General features: G+C 62.3%; 22 protein-coding genes. 9 read left to right on the top strand and 13 right to left on the bottom strand.

Annotation, left to right across the window (positions count from 1 at the left end):
• Positions 1-4 precede the first annotated feature (4 nt).
• Positions 5-520, bottom strand: coding sequence for a carbohydrate binding domain-containing protein (locus YH62_RS11615; protein WP_046794396.1), 516 nt, complete (start codon positions 518-520; stop codon positions 5-7).
• 452 nt (positions 521-972) lie between these two features.
• Positions 973-2,037, bottom strand: coding sequence for a glycosyltransferase family 1 protein (locus YH62_RS11610; protein ID WP_046794395.1), 1,065 nt, complete (start codon positions 2,035-2,037; stop codon positions 973-975).
• Between the two features lie 167 nt (positions 2,038-2,204).
• Here YH62_RS11610 and YH62_RS11605 point away from each other — a divergent pair, with 167 nt between their 5' ends.
• Positions 2,205-2,609: an OsmC family protein gene (locus YH62_RS11605; RefSeq protein ID WP_046794394.1), complete on the top strand. Its 405-nt coding sequence runs from the start codon at positions 2,205-2,207 to the stop codon at positions 2,607-2,609.
• Here YH62_RS11605 and YH62_RS11600 read toward each other — a convergent pair.
• Positions 2,590-3,162 (bottom strand): MarR family transcriptional regulator, encoded by a 573-nt coding sequence (locus YH62_RS11600; protein ID WP_137326824.1) that lies wholly within the window; start codon positions 3,160-3,162, stop codon positions 2,590-2,592. The genes YH62_RS11605 and YH62_RS11600 overlap by 20 nt on opposite strands.
• 158 nt (positions 3,163-3,320) lie before the next feature.
• Here YH62_RS11600 and YH62_RS11595 point away from each other — a divergent pair, with 158 nt between their 5' ends.
• Complete coding sequence (locus tag YH62_RS11595; protein ID WP_046794392.1) at positions 3,321-3,656, top strand: cupin domain-containing protein; 336 nt, start codon at positions 3,321-3,323, stop codon at positions 3,654-3,656.
• A gap of 42 nt (positions 3,657-3,698) precedes the next feature.
• The gene (locus YH62_RS11590) at positions 3,699-4,112 is read left to right on the top strand and encodes a VOC family protein (RefSeq protein ID WP_046794391.1); all 414 of its coding nucleotides are present in this window, start codon (positions 3,699-3,701) and stop codon (positions 4,110-4,112) included.
• A 16-nt stretch (positions 4,113-4,128) separates the two neighbouring features.
• Here the strand turns inward: YH62_RS11590 and YH62_RS11585 are convergent, their stop codons facing one another.
• Entirely contained in the window at positions 4,129-5,040 is a 912-nt protein-coding gene (locus YH62_RS11585) for a sugar kinase (protein WP_046794390.1), read from the bottom strand.
• A gap of 145 nt (positions 5,041-5,185) precedes the next feature.
• On the opposite strand from YH62_RS11585, the gene YH62_RS11580 reads away from it, so the two are divergent.
• The gene (locus YH62_RS11580) at positions 5,186-6,838 is read left to right on the top strand and encodes an alpha-glucosidase family protein (RefSeq protein WP_046794389.1); all 1,653 of its coding nucleotides are present in this window, start codon (positions 5,186-5,188) and stop codon (positions 6,836-6,838) included.
• A gap of 88 nt (positions 6,839-6,926) precedes the next feature.
• Complete coding sequence (locus tag YH62_RS11575) at positions 6,927-7,769, top strand: APH(6)-I family aminoglycoside O-phosphotransferase (protein ID WP_046794388.1); 843 nt, start codon at positions 6,927-6,929, stop codon at positions 7,767-7,769.
• Here YH62_RS11575 and YH62_RS11570 read toward each other — a convergent pair.
• Positions 7,763-8,497 carry a GNAT family N-acetyltransferase gene (locus YH62_RS11570; RefSeq protein ID WP_046794387.1) on the bottom strand — a complete coding sequence of 245 codons (735 nt, stop codon included), beginning with the start codon at positions 8,495-8,497 and terminating at the stop codon, positions 7,763-7,765. The two genes, YH62_RS11575 and YH62_RS11570, sit on opposite strands and share 7 nt — an antisense overlap.
• A 13-nt stretch (positions 8,498-8,510) precedes the next feature.
• Complete coding sequence (locus YH62_RS11565; protein ID WP_046794386.1) at positions 8,511-8,891, bottom strand: DUF4087 domain-containing protein; 381 nt, start codon at positions 8,889-8,891, stop codon at positions 8,511-8,513.
• Positions 8,892-9,104: 213 nt separating this feature from the next.
• Between YH62_RS11565 and ampC the strand changes: the two genes are divergently transcribed.
• The gene (gene ampC, locus YH62_RS11560) at positions 9,105-10,295 is read left to right on the top strand and encodes a class C beta-lactamase (protein WP_082118328.1); all 1,191 of its coding nucleotides are present in this window, start codon (positions 9,105-9,107) and stop codon (positions 10,293-10,295) included.
• A 105-nt stretch (positions 10,296-10,400) separates the two neighbouring features.
• Positions 10,401-10,802: a nuclear transport factor 2 family protein gene (locus YH62_RS11555; protein WP_046794385.1), complete on the top strand. Its 402-nt coding sequence runs from the start codon at positions 10,401-10,403 to the stop codon at positions 10,800-10,802.
• Between the two features lie 6 nt (positions 10,803-10,808).
• On the opposite strand, the gene YH62_RS11550 is transcribed toward YH62_RS11555, so the two are convergent.
• Positions 10,809-11,672, bottom strand: coding sequence for a DMT family transporter (locus YH62_RS11550; RefSeq protein ID WP_046794384.1), 864 nt, complete (start codon positions 11,670-11,672; stop codon positions 10,809-10,811).
• A gap of 86 nt (positions 11,673-11,758) precedes the next feature.
• Here YH62_RS11550 and YH62_RS11545 point away from each other — a divergent pair, with 86 nt between their 5' ends.
• On the top strand, positions 11,759-13,168 hold the full coding sequence (locus tag YH62_RS11545) for a PLP-dependent aminotransferase family protein (protein ID WP_046794383.1): 1,410 nt from the start codon (positions 11,759-11,761) through the stop codon (positions 13,166-13,168).
• Positions 13,169-13,224: 56 nt separating this feature from the next.
• On the opposite strand, the gene YH62_RS11540 is transcribed toward YH62_RS11545, so the two are convergent.
• From YH62_RS11540 to ade, 5 genes are all read right to left on the bottom strand, one after another.
• Complete coding sequence (locus tag YH62_RS11540) at positions 13,225-14,466, bottom strand: saccharopine dehydrogenase family protein (RefSeq protein WP_046794382.1); 1,242 nt, start codon at positions 14,464-14,466, stop codon at positions 13,225-13,227.
• Between the two features lie 41 nt (positions 14,467-14,507).
• The gene (gene nspC, locus YH62_RS11535) at positions 14,508-15,605 is read right to left on the bottom strand and encodes a carboxynorspermidine decarboxylase (RefSeq protein WP_046795048.1); all 1,098 of its coding nucleotides are present in this window, start codon (positions 15,603-15,605) and stop codon (positions 14,508-14,510) included.
• A 118-nt stretch (positions 15,606-15,723) separates the two neighbouring features.
• Positions 15,724-15,969: a DUF2442 domain-containing protein gene (locus YH62_RS11530; protein WP_046794381.1), complete on the bottom strand. Its 246-nt coding sequence runs from the start codon at positions 15,967-15,969 to the stop codon at positions 15,724-15,726.
• Complete coding sequence (locus tag YH62_RS11525) at positions 15,950-16,234, bottom strand: DUF4160 domain-containing protein (RefSeq protein WP_245282087.1); 285 nt, start codon at positions 16,232-16,234, stop codon at positions 15,950-15,952. Before YH62_RS11525 ends, YH62_RS11530 begins: the two co-directional genes overlap by 20 nt.
• Positions 16,231-17,925 (bottom strand): adenine deaminase, encoded by a 1,695-nt coding sequence (ade, locus tag YH62_RS11520; RefSeq protein ID WP_046794380.1) that lies wholly within the window; start codon positions 17,923-17,925, stop codon positions 16,231-16,233. The genes YH62_RS11525 and ade overlap by 4 nt, the downstream gene beginning before the upstream one ends.
• 188 nt (positions 17,926-18,113) lie before the next feature.
• On the opposite strand from ade, the gene YH62_RS11515 reads away from it, so the two are divergent.
• Positions 18,114-18,383, top strand: coding sequence for a TonB C-terminal domain-containing protein (locus YH62_RS11515; RefSeq protein ID WP_046794379.1), 270 nt, complete (start codon positions 18,114-18,116; stop codon positions 18,381-18,383).
• Between the two features lie 62 nt (positions 18,384-18,445).
• On the opposite strand, the gene YH62_RS11510 is transcribed toward YH62_RS11515, so the two are convergent.
• Positions 18,446-19,552, bottom strand: coding sequence for an ABC transporter substrate-binding protein (locus YH62_RS11510; protein WP_046794378.1), 1,107 nt, complete (start codon positions 19,550-19,552; stop codon positions 18,446-18,448).
• Positions 19,553-19,669 lie beyond the last annotated feature (117 nt).

The following is a 19,669-nucleotide window of genomic DNA, read 5'->3' as shown; positions in this document are numbered from 1 at the left end:
CGATTTAAGTCGTCGTGATCGTAACAGTTGTTGTGATTGTCGTCGTTGTAGTGGTGGCGGGAGGAGCAGCCGCGATACTACGAGGATTGGTGCCTTCCAAAAGAGAGACGTTGTCGATTTCAAGGAAGCGGTCAGGGCTGCCCGGCGCGGCCCTGAAATGAATGACGAGCGGCCCTTCCCAGTTGGTCTCTACCCTGAACGGATGCGTTTCGCTCTGCCATTCCGTGCCCGGCGCCGGATAGATTTTGATGCTCCAATAGGTATCATTGGTGTTCTGCTTCATCACCGATAGCGTTCCGCCAAGCGAGCTGCGCGTGTTGAAGCTGAGGGTATAGGTTTTACCGGATGAGAGCGGGACGGGCTGATATATGGCTTCAGTCTGGTATATCTTGCAGTACTTGTTCCTGATTATAACTTCCTCTTCACCGACGACGCTCGATCCTCCGCTGGTGAAATTCCAGCCAAAATTGCCATCTTCGAAATTACCGTTTCCAATCAAATCCTGAGCCACGATATTCATCTCCAGATCGCTCGATTAAACTTGGATGCATCGACGCCTGATTGTTGCCGGAGGTAAAGTTGCCCATTCGGTTCGCAGCGCCCTCGCCGTGAAGCGCAGGCAGCGGGTTTGGAGCCTCCGCGCCCGTATCCTCGTCCAAAGCTCTAGGATGTTCAACAAATATTTTGCAATCGATGATTGCTTGTTGCGGAAGGTGAGTTGTTCGCCACCAAGGCTTGCATTCCTCCCTCGTTCATGATCGAGTGCGACAATAGTTCGCGGGTCGCAGGAGGGCGTCCCACGACTTGATCCTTGGGAGGAATATTCATGATCACTGTCGGTCTTCTGGCATCCGTCTGTCTTGCCGCTGGCGGCATTGCATTTTTCGCCTGGCGCGACAGCCGGAGCGGTTGAGCCGCAGCGACTGATCTATTCGGTGGTTCTTCCCGTTCAGCCTTGATCAGGCCGGGGCTTCACGCCGCGGAGGGACGCGCGCCCGGAGCCGGCGGCGTCAGGGCGGGACGGCGATCACGCGCAATCATGATATTGGCGAGGAATTGCCGTGACGCTGCTTCCCAGGAGAACTTGTGGGCGAGCCTGCGGGCATCCTCCGGCGAACAGTCGAGCGCGGCGAGGCAGGCCTTGCCCAAGTCGTCGTGGAGCGCGCCGGCGCCGGAATCGTCCTCGATGATATCGATCGGCCCGGTGACGGGGTAGGCTGCCACGGGCACGCCGCTCGCCAATGCTTCCAGGATGGTGTTGCCGAATGTATCGGTCTTCGACGGGAAGACGAAGACGTCGGCCTGGGCGTAGGCGCGGGCGAGATCCTCGCCGGTCTTCATGCCGGTGAAGAGCACGTTCGGATAGCGGTTTTGAAGCTCGGCGCGGGCAGGACCGTCGCCGACCACCACTTTCGAGCCGGGGAGGTCGAGACCGAGAAATGCCGGCAGGTTCTTCTCGACCGCGACGCGGCCGACCGTCATGAAGACGGGACGCGGCAGGCCGAAGGGCCGCTCCTCGCGCTCCATCGGGCGGAACTGCGCCTGATCTATGCCGCGGCTCCAGCGCAGCAGGTTCTTCAATCCCAATTTCGAAAGCTCGCGCTCAAGGCTCGCGGTCGCCACCATGCAGCCGTTGCCGGCATTGTGGAACCAGCGGACGAAGGCGTGCAGGAAGCGGAGCGGGATCGGGAAGCGCGCTGCCACGTATTCGGGGAAGCGGGTGTGGTAGCTGGTGGAGAAGGGCACCTGGTTCTTCAGGCACCAGCGGCGGGCGAGCAGGCCGAGCGGGCCTTCCGTCGCGATATGCACGGCGGTGGGCCGGGATTCCTCGATCGCGTTCGCCACCTGACGGAAGGTCGCGAGTGAAAGCCGGATTTCGGGATAGGTCGGGCAGGGGATGCTCGCGAATTTCTGCGGCGTCACCATGGCGACATCGACGCCCATGCGGGCGAGCTCGCGATTGGTGCTCTCGATCGAGCGCACCACGCCGTTCACCTGGGGATACCAAGCATCCGTCACGATGGTGATCTTCGTCATGGAACGGCCAGCCCGTGATTTGCCGGCCACGACTCACTCGGTTCCGGCGGTTCTGGCGCCTCTATCGGAGAAGATTGTTACAACGTGATGTCAGCGCTCGATGCCCTCGGATTGCGCGCCTTGCCGAATGGTGGGATCATCGAGCGCCATGAGGAGAGGAGGTGGCGATGATCTCGTCCACGGTCGAGCTTCGCAATGTCGCCGGCACCGAGGCGGCCCTGGGCTGGGCGGGAAGCCACACGCTGGTCGTCGACAGGCCGGAGGGGAAGGCCGGCGGCCAGGGCCTCGGCTTCAACGGAGCGCAATTGCTGGCGCTCGCTATCGGCGGCTGCTTCTGCAACGATCTGAGATATGCCGGACATGAAATGGGGATCGCGATCGAGGAGATCGCGGTGGAGGTGACGCTGCAGCTCGACGGCTTCCCGCTGGTGGCGGTGGGCGCCGATCTCGCGGTGAACTGCAAGGCTGCGGATGGCATCGATACGGCAGCGCTGATCGAACAGGCCCGGAGCGTCTGCACTGTAGCGAATTCCGTGATGAGGGGATTTCCGGTTACGTTCCGGACCGGGTAGGCCGCCCGTCTTCTTCTGCTTTTTCTTTTTCGGCCATATCGCTCTCTATGCCCAGGATGAGCTTTCGCAGCAGGCTCGCGAGCTGCTCTCGCTCCATGGCGTCCAGGGACCGAAGGAACCCGGCCTCGCTCGCCATGTCCGCGCGGAAAGCCTCCTCGGCGCGGGCCGCGCCGGCTTCCGTCAGCGCCACCAGCAGGCTACGGCCGTCGCGCGGCGATTTCTCGCGTCGGATCAGGCCGGCCTTTTCCAGCCGGTCGAGCCTGTGGGTGAGGCCGCCGGACGAGATCATCAGCGAGGAATATATCTCCGTCGGGGTCAGCCGATAGGGCGGGCCGGAGCGGCGGAGCGTCGCGATCACATCGAATTCTCCCCGGTCGAGGTCGAAACCGGCGAATGTCGCCTCGATGCTTGGCCGCACCATGTTTCCCAGCCGGAACGCGCGTCCCAGGATTGCCATCGGCTCGGTGTCGAGATCGGGCAGTTCCCGCGCCCATTGCCGGCGCCGACGGTCGACATGGTCCAGCCCCGCCCGATCCTCTTTTCGCTCCATCATGCCTGCCTCACAGATATTCATTGGGGTGAAACATACACGCTGATTCATTCGGGGCCAATATATCTTGATAGGAAGATAAATATCTGACGTGAAGATAGTTCGATGGCATATATCTTCTCGTGAAGATAAATCACCGTTCGAGAGAGGGAGGCAAGCCGATGTTCAAGGTGCTACGACACAAGGAACCGCAGCCCGGCCAGAGCCGCACGGTTCGTTTCGAAGGACATGATTTCGGCGCTCAGGTGTCGTTTTTCCTGGTGGATGCGGAACCCGGCCGGGGGGCGGCGCTACATGTGCATCCCTATTCGGAGACCTGGGTCGTCAGGAAAGGCGAAGCCGAGTTCACCATCGGCGATGACAGGATGCGGGGCTATCCGGGCGATATCGTCGTCGCGGCGGCCAATATCCCCCATCGCTTCGAGAACGTCGGGGCGGACCGGCTCGAACTCGTCTGCATCCACCCCTGCGACAGGATCGTGCAGGAACTCGTGTGATACGAAAACTAACTAGCGCAAGTTATTGAGAGGAGAATCGAAATGCCGAAAATGATCTTTCTGAACCTGCCGGTGAAGGACATCGCCGCTTCCACCCGCTTCTACGAGGCGATCGGTTGCCGAAAGAACGAGGAGTTCAGCGACGAGAATTCCGCATCGATGGTGTGGTCCGAGACGATCACGTTCCAGCTGCTGGCGGTCGATTATTTCAAGACCTTTACGACCAAGCCGCTTGCAAACTCACGCGAGACGGTGGGCATGCTGATCGCACTGTCGCGCGACAGCCGCGAGGAGGTGGATGCCATCATCGAAGCCGCGGCGGCTGCCGGAGGCAAGGGCGATATCCGCGAGCCGCAGGACATGGGCTTCATGTATCTGCGCAGTTTCGAGGACCCGGATGGCCATGTCTTCGAGGCGGCGTGGATGGATATGAGCGCAGCCGGGGCCAGCGAGTAGCCGCAGGCGGCATGGATCAGCTTGGCAGCAATGCCGGGTTGATGAGCGCGCCGTGGTGGCCGACGACGACGGCCGCCACCGCCGCTCCGTAAGCCGCGGCGTCTTCCGGGGAAGCGCCGCGCACCAGCCGCGACAGGAAGCCGCCGTTGAAGCTGTCGCCGGCGCTGGTGGTATCCACGACATTCTGGACGCCGACCGCCGGCACATGGCTCGTGCCGCCGCCGAAGCTCAGCGTCGCGCCCTCGGCGCCGTTCTTCACCACCACGTTCTCGACGCCCAGCGCGTGATAGCGGGCGATCGTTTCGGCAATCGTGGCATCGCCGAAATGGGCGGTCTCGTCATCGAAGCTCGGCAGGACGAGATTGGCGGCGCGGGCGCCGGCCTCGATCGTCCTCAGCATGTAATCCTTGCCCGGCCAGAGGCGCGGGCGGATGTTCGGATCGAAGACGACACGTTTTCCCGCGGCGCGGGCGCGGCGCAGCTCCGCCAGCAGGGTTTCGACCGCTTCCGGCGCCAGGATGCCGAGCGTGATGCCCGAGAAATAGAGAATATCAGCCGCCTCCAGCGAGCGGCGCAGATGATCAGCATCATCGGCGAGTTTCTTCGCCGCCGCCGTATCGCGCCAGTAGCTGAAGGTGCGCTCGCCGTTCCTGAGCGTGATGAGATAGAGGCCCGGCGTCCTGCCCTCGATCCTGCGGATCGCTTCCGTGCCGATGCCGCCCGCCTTCATGAAGGTGAGCATTTCGGAGGAGAGGGGATCATCGCCGAGCACGGTGAAATAATCGACCGACCATTCGGCGGGCAGGCAGGCGCGGGCATACCACGCGGTGTTGAAGGTATCGCCGGCAAAGCCCTTGCGCAGCAGGCCTTCGCCCGCCTGAGACAGCTCCACCATGCATTCGCCGATCGATAGAAAACGCCCGCCCAATTCCGTTCCTCCACTCACGCCTTCCAGCCGCAATAGGCCGAACTTTGTGCCAAGGCAAGGGAGGAAGGGCGAGTTGCTTTTGAATTGTCTTTCGCGCCCAGAACTCTAGGTTGGAACAGGCGGAGCAGGAAAGGAGACATCGAGAATGGCGACGGAAGCAGGCAGGCAGGTCGATGCGGATTGGTGGCGCGGCGCGGTCATCTATCAGGTCTATCCACGTTCCTTCCAGGATACGACCGGCGACGGGATTGGCGACATCAAGGGCATTACCGCCAGGCTTCCCCATATCGCCTCGCTCGGCGTCGACGCGATCTGGCTTTCGCCCTTCTTCACCTCGCCCATGGCCGACATGGGCTACGATGTTTCCGACTATTGCAATGTCGATCCGATGTTCGGGACGCTCGCCGATTTCGACGAGATGATGGAGGAGGCCCACCGGCACGGTCTCAAGGTCATCATCGACCAGGTGATCTCCCACACTTCCGACCGCCATCCCTGGTTCATCGAAAGCCGCTCGAGCCGCACCAATCCGAAGGCGGACTGGTATGTCTGGGCCGATCCGAAGCCGGATGGGACGGTGCCGAACAACTGGCTTTCGATCTTCGGCGGGCCGGGCTGGGAATGGGACGGCGTGCGCCGGCAATATTACATGCACAATTTCCTGATCTCGCAGCCCGATCTCAACTTCCACAATCCGGAGGTACAGGACGCGCTGCTGGACACGGTGAGGTTCTGGCTGGACCGGGGGGTGGACGGGTTCCGGCTCGACACCGTGAACTACTATTTCCACGACAAGCAGCTTAGGAACAATCCGCCGATGGTCTACGACGCGGCGACGGCGGGGCTGGAATCCGACACCAATCCCTATTCGATGCAGAACCACCTCTACGACAAGAGTCAGCCGGAGAACATCGAGTTCCTGAAGCGGCTGCGGGCGCTGCTCGACAGCTATGGCGGGCGCGCGACGGGGGGCGAGGGGGGCGACGGACCGCGTTCGCTGACGACGCCCGCCATCTATACCAGCGGCAACGACAAGCTGCACATGTGTTACACCTTCGACCTCTTGGGCCCGGCCTTTTCGGCGGCCTATATCCGGCGGGTGATGTCGACGGTGCACGATATCGTCACCAATGGCTGGGTGTGCTGGGCCTTTTCCAACCATGACGTGGTGCGCCACGTGACCCGCTTTGCCAAGTCGGCGGAGGAGCGCGACCGCGTCGCCAAGCTCTCCATCACGCTGCTGACGGTGCTGCGCGGCTCGATCTGCCTCTACCAGGGCGAAGAACTGGGGCTGGCCGAGGCGGAACTCGCCTTCGAGGACCTGCGCGACCCCTACGGCATCCGCTTCTGGCCGGCCTTCAAGGGGCGCGACGGATGCCGCACGCCGATGCCCTGGGAAAGCGGCGAGCCGCATGCCGGCTTCACGGCGGGCTCGAAGACCTGGCTTCCGGTGCCGCAGGACCATGCGGCCCGCGCCGTGGACACCCAGGAGGAGAGAGACGAATCCGTTCTCCACCATTATCGACGGGCGCTCGCTTTCCGGAAGGGGCATCCGCCGCTGATCGACGGCGACATGACCTTCCTCGACACCCATGGCCAGGACCTGCTCGCCTTCGTACGCGAAAAGGGCGGCGAGAAGCTGCTCTTCGTCTTCAATCTGACCCGCGAGCCGCAGGAATTCCGCCTGCCGGAACGGGTGGCGGATTGCCTGCCGGTGTCGATGCCGGATTTCCCGTCGGTGCTCGAAAAGGGCGTGGTGAAGCTCGATGCGCTCGACGTGTTCTGCGCAAGGGTGTGAGGAGCGACGAGCCGCCATTGCGGAGCGCCCAGGCGCTCACTAGCTGTGAGCGGTTGCCATCCAAGATAAAGCGTATTCCGAGCAGATCATGACGCCTGTTTTCCCGTCCCATTGGAACATCACCGATCCCTCCCTGATCGCCGACACTTTTTCGAGCCGCATCTGGAAAGTCCGACTGGCGGACGGCTCGCCGGCGATCATCAAGGATCTGAAACCCATCGAGGACATTGCCGACGAGCTGCGCGGCGCCGATTACCTCGCGTGGCGCAACGGCAAGGGAGCCGCTCGGCTGCTCGGCCGGGAGAAGAACAGCATGCTTCTCGAATATGCCGGCGAGCGCATGCTTTCCCATGTGGTCGCGGACGAAGGGGACAACCAGGCGACGGAGATAGCGGCTGAGCTTGCTGTCGAGCTCCACGCGCCGTCGGGTGAGCCCCTGCCGTCCGCCTTGCTTCCCGTCAGGGATCGCTTCGAGGCACTGTTCGAGCGGGCGCGGCAGGATCAGGCGGCGGGTCTGAAGACCGACTATGTGCAGGCGGCCGCGATCGCCGACCGGCTCTTTTCCGATGCGCGCGACATCACGGGGCTGCACGGCGACCTGCACCACGAGAACATCCTGCTCTCCGAGCGCGGCTGGGTGGTGATCGATCCCGTCGGGCTCGTGGGGGAGGTCGGCTTCGGCGTCGCGAACATGTTCTATGATCCGGCGAGCCGGGATGACCTTTGCCTCGACCCTCAAAGGGTGGCGCAAATGGCGGATGCCTTTTCGCGCGCATTGTCTCTGGACCCGCGCCGCCTGCTCGATCAGGCCTATGCCTATGGCTGCCTCTCGGCGGCCTGGAACGCGGGCGACGGCGGCGGCACTGACGAGGAGCGCCGCGACCTGGCGATCGCAGCCGTCATCCGGCAGGTGCGAAGCGCCGATTACTGAGCGGTTATCCGCAGGCTTGCGCCACGAAGCCGAAGTCCGAGGCGGGCGGCGACGCGCTGCGAGGAGATGTTGCCGCGGTCCGTGCTGTAGAAAAGAGTGCGGGATCGAAGCGAAGGCAGGCGTGACCAGCCGGCGGTCGCCGCCGCGGCGTGGCCTTGCCCCCTGAAGGCCTTGGCCGTTACCAGACCGAGTTCCGCCCCGACATCCGACAGCCGGGCGGCGAACGCGATGGATGCGATTTCACCGCCGGCGATGGCGACGCACCAGGGTTGCCAGAAATCATCCACGCCGTGGAAGCCAAGCTCACGCAGGCTCTCGGGCATCCCGGTCTGAGACAGGGATCGAGCAAGTTCGCGGCCCTCCTCGGAATCGCTGCCGATCAGCCGAGCGCCCGTCGCGTAGGACAGTCCATTCGGCAGTTCGTAGATGAGGCCGAAATTGTGGGCGACCGGAGTGTGGCTCCCCAATAGGGACAGATAGCGTTCGAGATGCTTCGGGTTTGCCGGATGGAGAAATGGGGGCTCGTCGGCCGCCAGGCTTTCCAGTTCGGTGACGATATCGTCGGGCAGATCGGCGTGCAGGCCGAAGACATTTCCTTCCTCGCATCCGGAGAGCCAGAGCCGAGGACCGGGCGAATTGTCCGGATCGTTCTCGCGCTCGATGCGCCCGTCACCCGTCAATCGGAAAAGCGTGCGATAATCGGTTTTCAGCCAGTCGATTCCAAGCATGGCCCTGGGGTCACTACGGCTTGGGCAAGGTCTTGTCGTTCCTGCAGGCCGAAAGCGGTTTTATCTTTCCCGAATAGACCCTGGTGATCCGCTCCTGTTTGGCATTCGTATCCACGACCAGGCAGGCGCAGCCGTAGCCATAGCCGGTGCCGGGCACGTTGGTTTCGACGAATTGCTTGCTGTCGAAATCCGGCGTCTTTTCCGCACCGACCGCATCCGGGCCGGCAGCTTCGGCCTGCGAGGTGATGGTCCAGGTGGCGTCCTTGTCGGTCAGCCAGAGATTGCCGGGCGTCGGCATCTGGTACCAGCCGCATCGGTTTTCGGCGGCATGCAGGCTGCCGGCCGGCAGCCCCAAGACCATTGCCAACAGGAGGGAATGGAACGACTTCGCCATGAATTGGTGCTCCGCGCCGTGTGATCGGCCATTATCCAACGCCAGAAACTGTTCCAAGTCAAAGAGGAGGTTGGGATATGGTGTTCCAAATTTTTCTAATGGCTCCTTCGAGATATCGTCGTTTGTGAGCGTGGAAATGGCAACGTAGACGAAGGCGCATGGGGCGGGGCTCTCACCTCGGCGACACCGCGAACAGACAAGGAAGAAGACAGGATGAAAAGAGAGATAAAAGTCGAATCTGGGGCTGTGACGGCGGCCCTGCTGTCCTTCACCGTCGCGGCGTTCGGCAGTTCCGGTCATGCTCTTGCAGCGAGCGAGGCGGACCGGATTGCCGCCATCGTGGACAAGGCCATCGAGCCGGCGATGAAGGAGCACGGCGTTCCCGGCATGGCGGTCGCCGTCACCATCGATGGCAGGCGCTATTTCAGGAATTACGGCCTCGCTTCGAAGGAAGGGAACATGCCGGTCACGGAAGATACGCTCTTCGAACTCGGCTCTGTCAGCAAGACCTTTACCGCGACGCTCGGCGCCTATGCGCAGGTGACCGGAAAGCTGTCGCTGGAGGATCATGCGGGCAAATACATTCCGGAGCTCGAAGGAAGCGCGATCGACAAGGCGACGCTGCTTCACCTCGCCACCTATACGGCCGGCGGGCTGCCGCTGCAGTTTCCCGACGAGGTGGGGACCGACAAGCAGATGCGCGCCTATTTCAAGCGGTGGAAGCCGGCCGCTGCGCCGGGCGAGCAGCGCCGCTATTCCAACCCGAGCATCGGATTTTTCGGGCATATTACCGGGATTGCCATGGGGCGGGATTTCCGGGAGGCGATGGAAGGGGAACTCTTCCCCAAGCTTGGGCTCAGCCACAGCTATATCACGGTGCCGAGCGCGGCGATGAAGGATTATGCCTGGGGTCACAACAAGGCCGGCAAGCCGGTGCGGGTCAATCCCGGCATGTTCGCGGCGGAGGCCTACGGCGTGAAATCCTCGACCTCCGACATGGTACGCTTCGTGGAGGCGAATATCGAGCCGGGCAAGCTCGACGGTGCCGTCGCCCAAGCCGTGGAAGGAACGCATGTCGGCTATTTCCGGGTCGGTGAGATGGTGCAGGGGCTCGGCTGGGAGCAATATCCCTACCCGGTGACATTGGAGCGCCTGCTTGCCGGCAATGCCCAGACCATGGCCATGGACGCCCATGCGGCAAAGGCATTGACGCCCCCGCAGCAGCCGGTGCCCGCAACACTCTACAACAAGACCGGTTCGACGGGCGGCTTCGGCGCTTACGTCGCCTTCGTGCCGGAAGAGAAGATCGGCATCGTCATGCTGGCGAACCGGAACCTTCCGATACCGGCGCGCATCAAGGCCGCGCACGCCATACTGGAGCAGCTTGCCGGGCAGACGGAGTAGCGGCGGCGGAACGATCGCCCTACCTATCCGTTCCACGGGGCACGGGAGCGCCGCCAGGCGGCGTTCCCGTCGAAGCGGTGAGGATCGGCGAACGGGAGGGCCACGATGACCGACGATTTCCACGTCTTCATTCAGAAACGCAAGGAAGCGGCGCGCGCCTATGTCAACGGCGATGCCGGGCCGCTGGAAGAGATCGCCGCCAGGGATTTCCAGGCGAGCTTCTTCCATCCGCGCGGCGCCGTGGTCGAGGGCGCCGAGCAGGTGCTGGCGCGCTATGTCGAGGATGCGGCAAGCTTCAGCACGGGCAGCGAAAGCGACCTGGAGATCATCCACATGGGCCATGACGGCAAGATCGGCTACTGGGTGGGCTATCAGAACGCCACGGCGCGGCTGAAGGGACAGCCCGAACCGGTGCCGATGCGGCTGCGCGTGACCGAGATCTTCCGCCGCGCCGATGGCCAGTGGCAGCTCGTTCACCGCCACGCCGACATGGCGGATAAATCCTGATCTGGACTATCTCCCGTATTTGCGGGCACCCGCCACGCAGAGAATGACCGCCACGGTGACGGCGAACATCAGCGGAGTGACGGTCTCGTTCAGCAAGGTTGCCGCGAGCGCCAGCCCGAAGAACGGCTGCAATAGCTGCAATTGGCCGACGGTGGCGATGCCGCCCTGGGCCAGCCCGCGATACCAGAACACGAAGCCGATCAGCATGCTGAAGAGCGAGACATAGGCAAGGCCCAGCAGGGCGGGAGCCTGGATGCCGGCAAAGGTCGCGGGCATGGTGAAGATGGTTATGAGGACCATCAGCGGCAGAGAGAGCACGAGAGCCCAGGAAATGACCTGCCAGCCGCCGAGTGTGCGCGAGAGCTTCGCGCCTTCGGCATAGCCGAGGCCGCAGACGATGATCGCCGCCAGCATCAGCGCATCGCCGAGCGGCGCGGCGGTGACGCCCTGCGCGAGTGCGAAACCGACGACCAGTGTGCTTCCCAATATGGAAAACAGCCAGAAAGCCGGCTTAGGCCGCTCACCGCCGCGAATGACGCCGAAAATGGCCGTGGCCAGGGGTAACAGGCCGACGAAGACGATGGAATGGGCGGTGGTCACGTGCTGCAGCGCCAGTGCGGTCAACAGCGGAAAGCCGACCACGACGCCCAATGCCACCACCACCAGTGAGGCGATATCGCGCGGGGCGGGGCGTTTCTCCCTGAAGATCAGGACCAGCGCAAGGGCCAGGAGCCCGGCGATCGCCGCCCGCGCGACCGTGAGGAACACCGGATCGAACTGCATGACCGCCACGCGGGTGGCGGGAAGCGATCCGCTGAAGATCACCACGCCGATAAAACCATTGATCCATCCGGCTGCTGCACGGTCCATAGGGCACTCCATCATTACAGCCGTCCTTATCGGCAGGGACGGATGGTTTCGCCAGCCACAGTCTGATACGGTTTCGGCGAACTGTTATGGTGAAGGTGGCAATACAGATGAGCGAAGGCACGCGGGTCGCAATGGTCATGGCGACGATCGGGCAGCGGATTTCGGGGCGCAATCTGACGCCCGGCGCCAAGCTGCCGTCGCTTCGGCAGCTGGCCGTCACGCTGAAGGTCTCGACCTCGACCGTGGTGGAGGCCTATGAGCGCCTGGTGGCCGAAGGGGCGATCGTTTCCAGGCCCGGCTCCGGCTTCTACGTGGCCAACCAGGCGGCGCCGTTTTCGCTTGCCGAGGCGGGGCCGAAGCTCGACCGCGCCGTCGATCCTTTCTGGGTATCCCGGCAGTCGCTGGAGGCGGGTGACGGCGGTCTCAAACCGGGCTGCGGGTGGCTGCCGTCCTCGTGGTTTCCGGAGGAGAGCATTCGCCGGGGGCTCAGAACCCTTTCGCGCGCGAAAAGTCCGGTGCTGGCCGATTACGGCACGCCGCTCGGATTGCCGCCGCTTCGCCAGCTCATTGCCCGGCGCATGGCGGAGCGGGGGATAGAGGCGTCTCCGGATCAGATCATGCTGACCGAATCCGGAACCCAGGCGATCGACCTTCTCTGCCGGTTCTTCCTCGAACCCGGCGATACGGTGCTGGTGGACGACCCGTGCTATTTCAATTTCCATGCCCTGCTCAGGGCCCACCGGGCCAAGATCGTCGGCGTTCCCTACACGCCCTCGGGGCCGAATATCGAGGCTTTCAGCCGGACGGTGAGCGAACACCGGCCCCGCCTCTACATCACGAATTCCGCCATTCACAACCCGACGGGGGCGGTGCTTTCCCCGGTGACGGCGCACCGGGTTCTCAAGCTTGCCGACCAGTTCGGCCTCACCATCATCGAGGACGACATCTTCGCCGATTTCGAGCACACGGCCGCGCCGCGGCTGGCGGCCTTCGACGGCTTGGAGCGCGTCATCCATATCGGCAGCTTTTCCAAGACCCTTTCCGCTTCGGCGCGATGCGGGTTCGTGGCAGCCAGGCCGGAATGGATCGAAGGCCTGACAGACCTCAAGATCGCGACGACCTTCGGCGGGGGAAGGCTGAATGCGGAGCTGGTGCTGAACGTCTTGAGCGACGGCAGCTATCGCAAACACGTGGAGGCTCTTCGGAGCCGCCTTTCCCAGGCGATGTTCGAGGTTTCGGCAAGATTGAGGAGCCTGGGGATAGTTCCCTGGCTGGAGCCTCAGGCAGGCATGTTCCTCTGGTGCCGGCTGCCGGACGATGCCGACGCGGCGGATGTGGCGCGTGCCGCACTGGAAAGGAACATCGTGCTGGCGCCCGGAAACGCTTTCAGCCTGTCGCAATCGGCCGGAAACTTCATGCGCTTCAACGTTTCGCAGACGCTCGATCCGCGCATCTTCGAGGTGCTGCGCCTGGCGCTTCCGCGGGGAAGGGGCTGAAACGAAAAAGCCCGCGAGGATGCTCGCGGGCTTCGCTTGTTCCAGGCAGTAAGGGCCTACGAGAAGTTCAGCTCCCGCTCGCCCTGTTCGTCGCGGATATAGGTCTGCAGGCCGATGCGGTTGAGGATGTTGAGGAAGGGCTTGGGGGGCAGTTCCTCGACATTCGCCATCTTCTTCACGTCCCACTCACCGGTCGCGACCAGCATGGCGGCGGCAACCGGCGGAACGCCGGCGGTGTAGGAGATGCCCTGGGAGCCCACTTCGTTATAGGCTTCCTTGTGGTCCGCGACGTTATAGATGAAGACTTCGCGCTCCTTGCCGTCCTTGATGCCCTTCACGAAATCACCGATGCAGGTCTTGCCCTCGTATTCGGGCGCGAGCGATGCGGGATCGGGCAGGCAGGCCTTGACGACCTTGAGCGGCACGACTTCCGAGCCATCCGCCAGCCTGACCGGCTGCTCGGAGAGGAGGCCGATGTTCTTCAAGACTGTGAAGACGTTGATGTAGTGATCGCCGAAGCCCATCCAGAAGCGCACGTCGGCGCCATCCATGTTCTTGGCGAGCGAATGCACTTCGTCGTGGCCGCAGAGATAGGCGCGGCGGGTGCCGACGACCGGCAGATCGTAATCCTTGCCGATCTCGAACATCTTGTTCACCTGCCACTGGCCCTTCTGCCAGGAATAGACGACACCGGTGAACTCGCGGAAGTTGATTTCCGGATCGAAGTTGGTGGCGAAATACTTGCCGTGGCTGCCGGCGTTGATATCGACGATATCGACGTCGGTCACCTTGTCGAGATAGTCGTCCTTGGCCAGACGCGCATAGGCGTTGACGACGCCCGGATCGAAGCCGGCGCCGAGGATGGCGGTGATGCTCTTTTCCTCGCATTCGGCGGCGCGCTTCCACTCGTAGTTACCGTACCACGGCGGGGTCTCGCAGATCTTGTTCGGTTCTTCGTGGATCGCCGTGTCGATATAGGCGACGCCGGTGTCCATGCAGGCGCGCAAGACCGACATGTTCAAGAAGGCGGTGCCGACATTGATGACGATCTCGGACCTGGTCGACTTGATGAGCGCTTTGGTGGCCTCGATGTTGAGCGCGTCGAGCGCATGGGCTTCCAGCACGCCCGGTTGTTTCATCGCCTTCTTCTCGTGCACGGAGGCGACGATGGCATCGCATTTCGTCCTGGTGCGCGAGGCGATATGGATGTCGCCGAGGACATCGTTGTTCTGGGCGCATTTATGCGCAACCACCTGGGCGACGCCGCCGGCGCCGATGATGAGCACGTTCTTCTTCATGATGGGGACCAACTCCTTATGTCCAATCGTCAGAAGCCTCTTCACGAGAGGCTTTGTTCGTAGTCCGCGTAATCGAATTCACGGACCGTTCTGAGGCTGCCATCCAGTTCCCGGATGGCGATTGCCGGCATTTTCACGCCGTTAAACCAGTTTTTCTTGACCATCGTGTAACCGGCGGCATCCTGGATCGAGATGCGGTCGCCGACCTTCAGTTCTTCGGGGAAGTCGAACTCCCCGAAGATGTCCCCGGCAAGACAGGACTTGCCGCAGACCATGTAACGATGTGGTCCCTGGTTGGGGGAGACCTTTGCGTTCTCACGATAGATCAGAAGATCCAGCATGTGCGCTTCGATGGACGAATCCACCACGACAAGGTCCTTGCCGTTATAGAGCTTGTCGAGCACGGTGACTTCCAGCGTGGTCGACTTGGTGATCGAGGCCTCGCCGGGCTCGAGATAGACCTGCACGCCGTATTTTTCCGAAAAGGCTTTCAGCCGGTCGCAGAAGGCATCGATCGGATAGCCTTCGCCGGTGAAATGGATACCGCCGCCGAGGCTCACCCATTCGGCTTTCTTGAGAAGCGGCCCGAACTTCTCCTCGATCTGGCCGAGCATGCGGTCGAACAGGGCGAAATCGCTGTTCTCGCAGTTGTTGTGGATCATGAAGCCGCTGATCTTGTCCATGACCTTCTCGACCTTGGCGACATCCCATTCGCCGAGCCGGGAGAAGGGCCGGGCGGGATCGGCAAGGTCGAAGCTCGATGAGCTCACCTGCGGGTTGAGGCGCAGTCCGCGAACGATGCCGGAGGCCTTGACCGCAAAGCGCTCGAGCTGGGCGATCGAATTGAAGATGATCTTGTCGGCGTGGCTGATGACCTCGTCGATCTCGTAATCCGCATAGGCGACGCTATAGGCATGCGTCTCCTTGCCGAAGCGCTCATGGCCGAGGCGCACTTCATTCAGCGAGGACGAGGTGGTGCCGTCCATGAAGTCTCGCATGAAATCGAAGACCGACCAGGTGGCGAAACATTTCAGGGCCAGCAGCGCCTTGGCGCCCGATTTCTCGCGGACATAGGCGATCTTCTCCATGTTGCGGAGGAGCTTCGTCTTATCGATCAGGTAATAGGGCGTTTGCAGCATCTCGTCGGCCTTCACGTCTTAGGTGCGGGTTTCGATAGGATGCGGGGGTATTGCCCCACCCGGCCGTCATCTTCAAGACCCGAGAGGGCAAGAATGTCGGATGAGAACGCTGAGCGGTTTATGCTGCGGGCCGCTTTACGGTCCTGTCGCCGCGGCCTTTCAGAAGGCCGGCTATGGAAATGTCTTCATCAAGCTCATCCCAGTGAATGCCGCCGGGGCTGAGTTCGAATTTTTCGCGGTCGCTGGGCTTGGCGAGAAGCAGGCGGGGGAACCAAGCGAGAGGCACCCCGAGGGTGCGGCCGTCGGTGAGCGACACCCACATCGTATCTTCGTCGAATTTCACGTCAGTCGCCGAAATGTTCATGCCATGCCTGCCGAATAAGTACGCGATTGTCGATCACTAACCGGATGATAGCAGAGAGCTCCTTGCTATTGAAGCCTTGGCTATCGGCCACTCCGATGGTCGGCTCCAACCAGATTTTTGCATTGGCTCCGCTGCCGCGAACATGGATGTGAATAGGCTCTCGGGGATCGCCTTCGTTGGAATAGAAAAAGAAATTTAGATTCCCCGAGCGGAAGACACAGGCATTTCGAATCTTGCCCCCCTCCAGGCTTGCGGTGAAACTCAAATCAGCTCGAACCGATCCACATCCACCATGCCCCGGTCTGAAATCTTCAGGTGCGGGATAACGGGGAGCGGCAGGAAGGCGACCTGCAGGAAGGGCTCTTCCAGAGTCGTTCCAAGGGCATAGGCGGCTTTTCTCAAGTGATGCAGCGTGTCGCGCACGGTCTCGTAGGGTTCGAGGCTCATGAGGCCGGCGACGGGTAGGGCGATCTCGCCGGTCACCCTGCCGTCCTCCACCACCACGAAGCCGCCATGGATTTCGGAAAGCCGATTGGCGGCGAGCGCCATGTCGTCCTCGTTGACGCCGACGACGCAGATATTGTGGCTGTCATGTCCGACGGTGGAGGCGATCGCGCCCTTCTTCAGCCCGAAGCCCTGCACGAAACCATTGGCGTGATTGCCGTTCTTTCCGTGGCGCTCGATGACGGCGACCTTGATGATGTCACGGGAAAGATCGACCACGGTCTGGTTGCCGGAGGAGGGTAGCCGGTAGCGGCGATGCTCGGTGATGATCTTTCCGGGCATCACGCCGATCACCGGCGTTTCGCCCTCGGTCGCCGGCACGCCGAAATGCATGGCCTGGACCGGCCGCGCCTTGACGCTGTCGAGGCCGACGGGGCTGACGGCCCCACGCGTCGCGAAGAGTTCGTCCGTCACCTTGCGGCCGGCGGAGAAGACGATCTCCGCCTTGCAGTTTTCAAGGCTGTCGATGACGACAAGATCGGCACGCCAGCCCGGCGCGACGAGGCCGCGGTCGCGCAGACCGAAGGCGCGGGCAGCCGAAATCGAGGCGGCGCGATAGACCGCGAGCGGTTCGACGCCGTCCGCGATCGCCGTGCGGATCATGTAATCGAGGTGACCCTGCTCGGCGATGTCGAGCGGATTGCGGTCGTCGGTGCAGAGCGCGATGAAGGGCGACAGCCGCTCCGTGATGATTGGCATCAGCGCGTGAAGGTCCTTGGAGACGGAGCCCTCGCGGACGAGGATGTGCATGCCCTTGCGGATCTTTTCGAGCGCCTCTTCAGCCGTCGTGCATTCGTGCTCGGTGCGGATGCCGGCGGCGAGATAGCCGTTGAGGTCCTTGCCGGAGAGGAGTGGGGCGTGACCGTCGATATGGTCGCCGTAGAAGGCTTCGAGCTTGGCGAGGCAGACCGGGTCCTTATGGATGACGCCGGGGAAATTCATGAACTCGGCAAGGCCGATGACCTTCGGATGATCGCGGTAGGGCAGGAGCTTTTCGATGGGCAGATCGGCGCCCGCCGTCTCCAGATGCGTGGCCGGCACGCAGGAGGAAAGCTGAACGCGGATGTCCATGATAGTTTCGAGCGCGGAATCGAGGAAAAATTCGATGCCCTCGGTACCGATGACATTGGCAATCTCATGCGGATCGCAGATCGCAGTCGTCACGCCATAGGGGAGCACGCAGCGGTCGAATTCATGCGGGGTGACCAGCGAGCTTTCGATATGCAGATGCGTGTCGATGAAGCCAGGCACGACGATCCTGCCGGAAATGTCGATTTCGGTCTTGCCGGAATAGCTGCCGCAGGTGCCGACGATGCGGTCGCCGGAGATGGCAATGTCGGAGGCGACCAGTTCGCCGGTGACGAGATCGAAGAACTTGCCACCCTTCAGGACGATATCCGCCGGTTCGCGGCCGGTGCCCTGGTCGATGAGGGTTTCAAGTCGGGTGTTCATGGCGTCTTTCCTGTTTTTCGATTCTCCCCAGTCTAGGAAGGAAAAGACCTGAGTTGAAGATCAGCGATCGCTGATTTCCGACTTGGCAGCGGCAGGCCGAAGAAAAATCAGAAGTTGCATCGGCGCATCTTCTCCGCGCTGCGGCTCTTCGCTATGGCTTTTCGAAATTGGGCGCAGGGGGAAACTTTATGAAAAATCTGGCCGCATTTGCCTTGGCGGTGTTTGTCTTGGCCGGCTGCAATACAAAAAAGGACGCTATGGTGGCGCTCCATACGGACGCTCAGGGAAAATTGAGCCGGGTCGTCGTGGTGAGATCGACGGGCGACAAGACGGCCGACGACCTCGTAAAAAGAGCCGCGATAAAACAATTCCGGCGGCAGGTTCCCGAGCCGAAGAAGAACGGGAGTTACCGAGTGCCTGCAAAGGTCGAACTGCCGCCCGCGCCGTATTGGCAATGAACGTTACGTGATCGCATCCGGAAGGCAGAACGGGCGCCCGAGGGCGCCCGTCGATGCTTTGACTATTCGAGGGAGACGATCTTGCCGTCTTCCCACTTGAAGAGCGAGAAGGCGGGTGAGGAAAGATCGCCGGTCTCGCCGTAGGTGAGATCGCCGATCGACGTCTTGATCGGTTCGCCCGACTTCAGAGCCGTTGCGACGGCTTCCGAGTCATCCGCCTTGCCGGCCTTCTCGATGCCGGCCTTGAGCACTTCAACGGCCGCATAGGCGTTGAGCGTGAAAGCTTCCGCCGGAATGTTGCGGGCGGTGAGCGCATCGACAGCACCCTTGGAAGCCGGGTTCTTGGTGGCGTCCGAGGCATTGGTGAAGATGGTTCCGGCGGCCGCGCTGGTGCCGATATTCCAGAACTCGGTATTGGAGAGGCCTTCGCCGCCGATGATCGTCGCCTTCACGCCGAGATCGGAGAGCTGGCGGGCGAGCAGGCCACCTTCGGGGTGATAGCCGCCGAAGTAGACGACTTCGATGTTTTCGGATTTCAGGCGGGTGGTGAGTGCGCTGTAATCCTTGTCGCCCACGGTCACGGAATCGTTGATGACCTCGGTCACGCCGCCGGCATTCAGGACGGCCTTGAAGGCATCGGCCAGGCCTTTGCCGTAGGCGCCCTTGTCGTTGATGATCGCGACGCGCTTGTCCTTGAGATTTTCCAGCACGTATTTGGCGGCGACTTCTGCCTGCTGGTCATCGCGGCCGCAGGTGCGCAGCACATTGGCGAGGCCGCGGGTGGTGAGCGCGGGCGTGGTCGCCGTCGGCGTCACCATCAGCACGCCGTTTTCAGCGAAGACATCGGAAGCCGGCATGGCGACGCCCGAGGTAACCGGACCGACGACGAAGCGAATGCCTTCGCCGACGAGCTGGTTGGCGGCCGAAACGCCCTGCTTGGGCTCGCCGGCGTCATCGGCGATCTTGAGCACGACCTGCTCGCCCAGAATGCCGCCGTTCTTGTTGATTTCCGCAACCGCGGTTTCGGCGCCGTTCTTGACCTGGTCGCCATAGGCGGCGACCGGTCCGGTCAGCGGCGCGACGAGGCCGATGACGATTTCCGCATGAGCGAGCGGCGCGAATGCAAGAGAAGCGAGGGTGGTGGCCGCCAGAAGCGTCTTGAGATTCATTTCGTCCTCCTTGGATGGGTCCTTGACCCGCCGGGCGCGCCGCTCTGAAAAAAGTTCAGGCGATGCGCCCTAAGTTCTTGTTTTTGTACATGCCCTGCTCGGAAAACGGCTTGCGCT

The sequence above is a fragment of the Rhizobium sp. LC145 genome (assembly GCF_001005825.1).
Taxonomy (GTDB): Bacteria; Pseudomonadota; Alphaproteobacteria; order Rhizobiales; family Rhizobiaceae; genus Neorhizobium.
The sequence above is the reverse complement of the archived record's forward strand: the minus strand, read 5'-3'. Positions and strand labels throughout refer to the sequence as shown.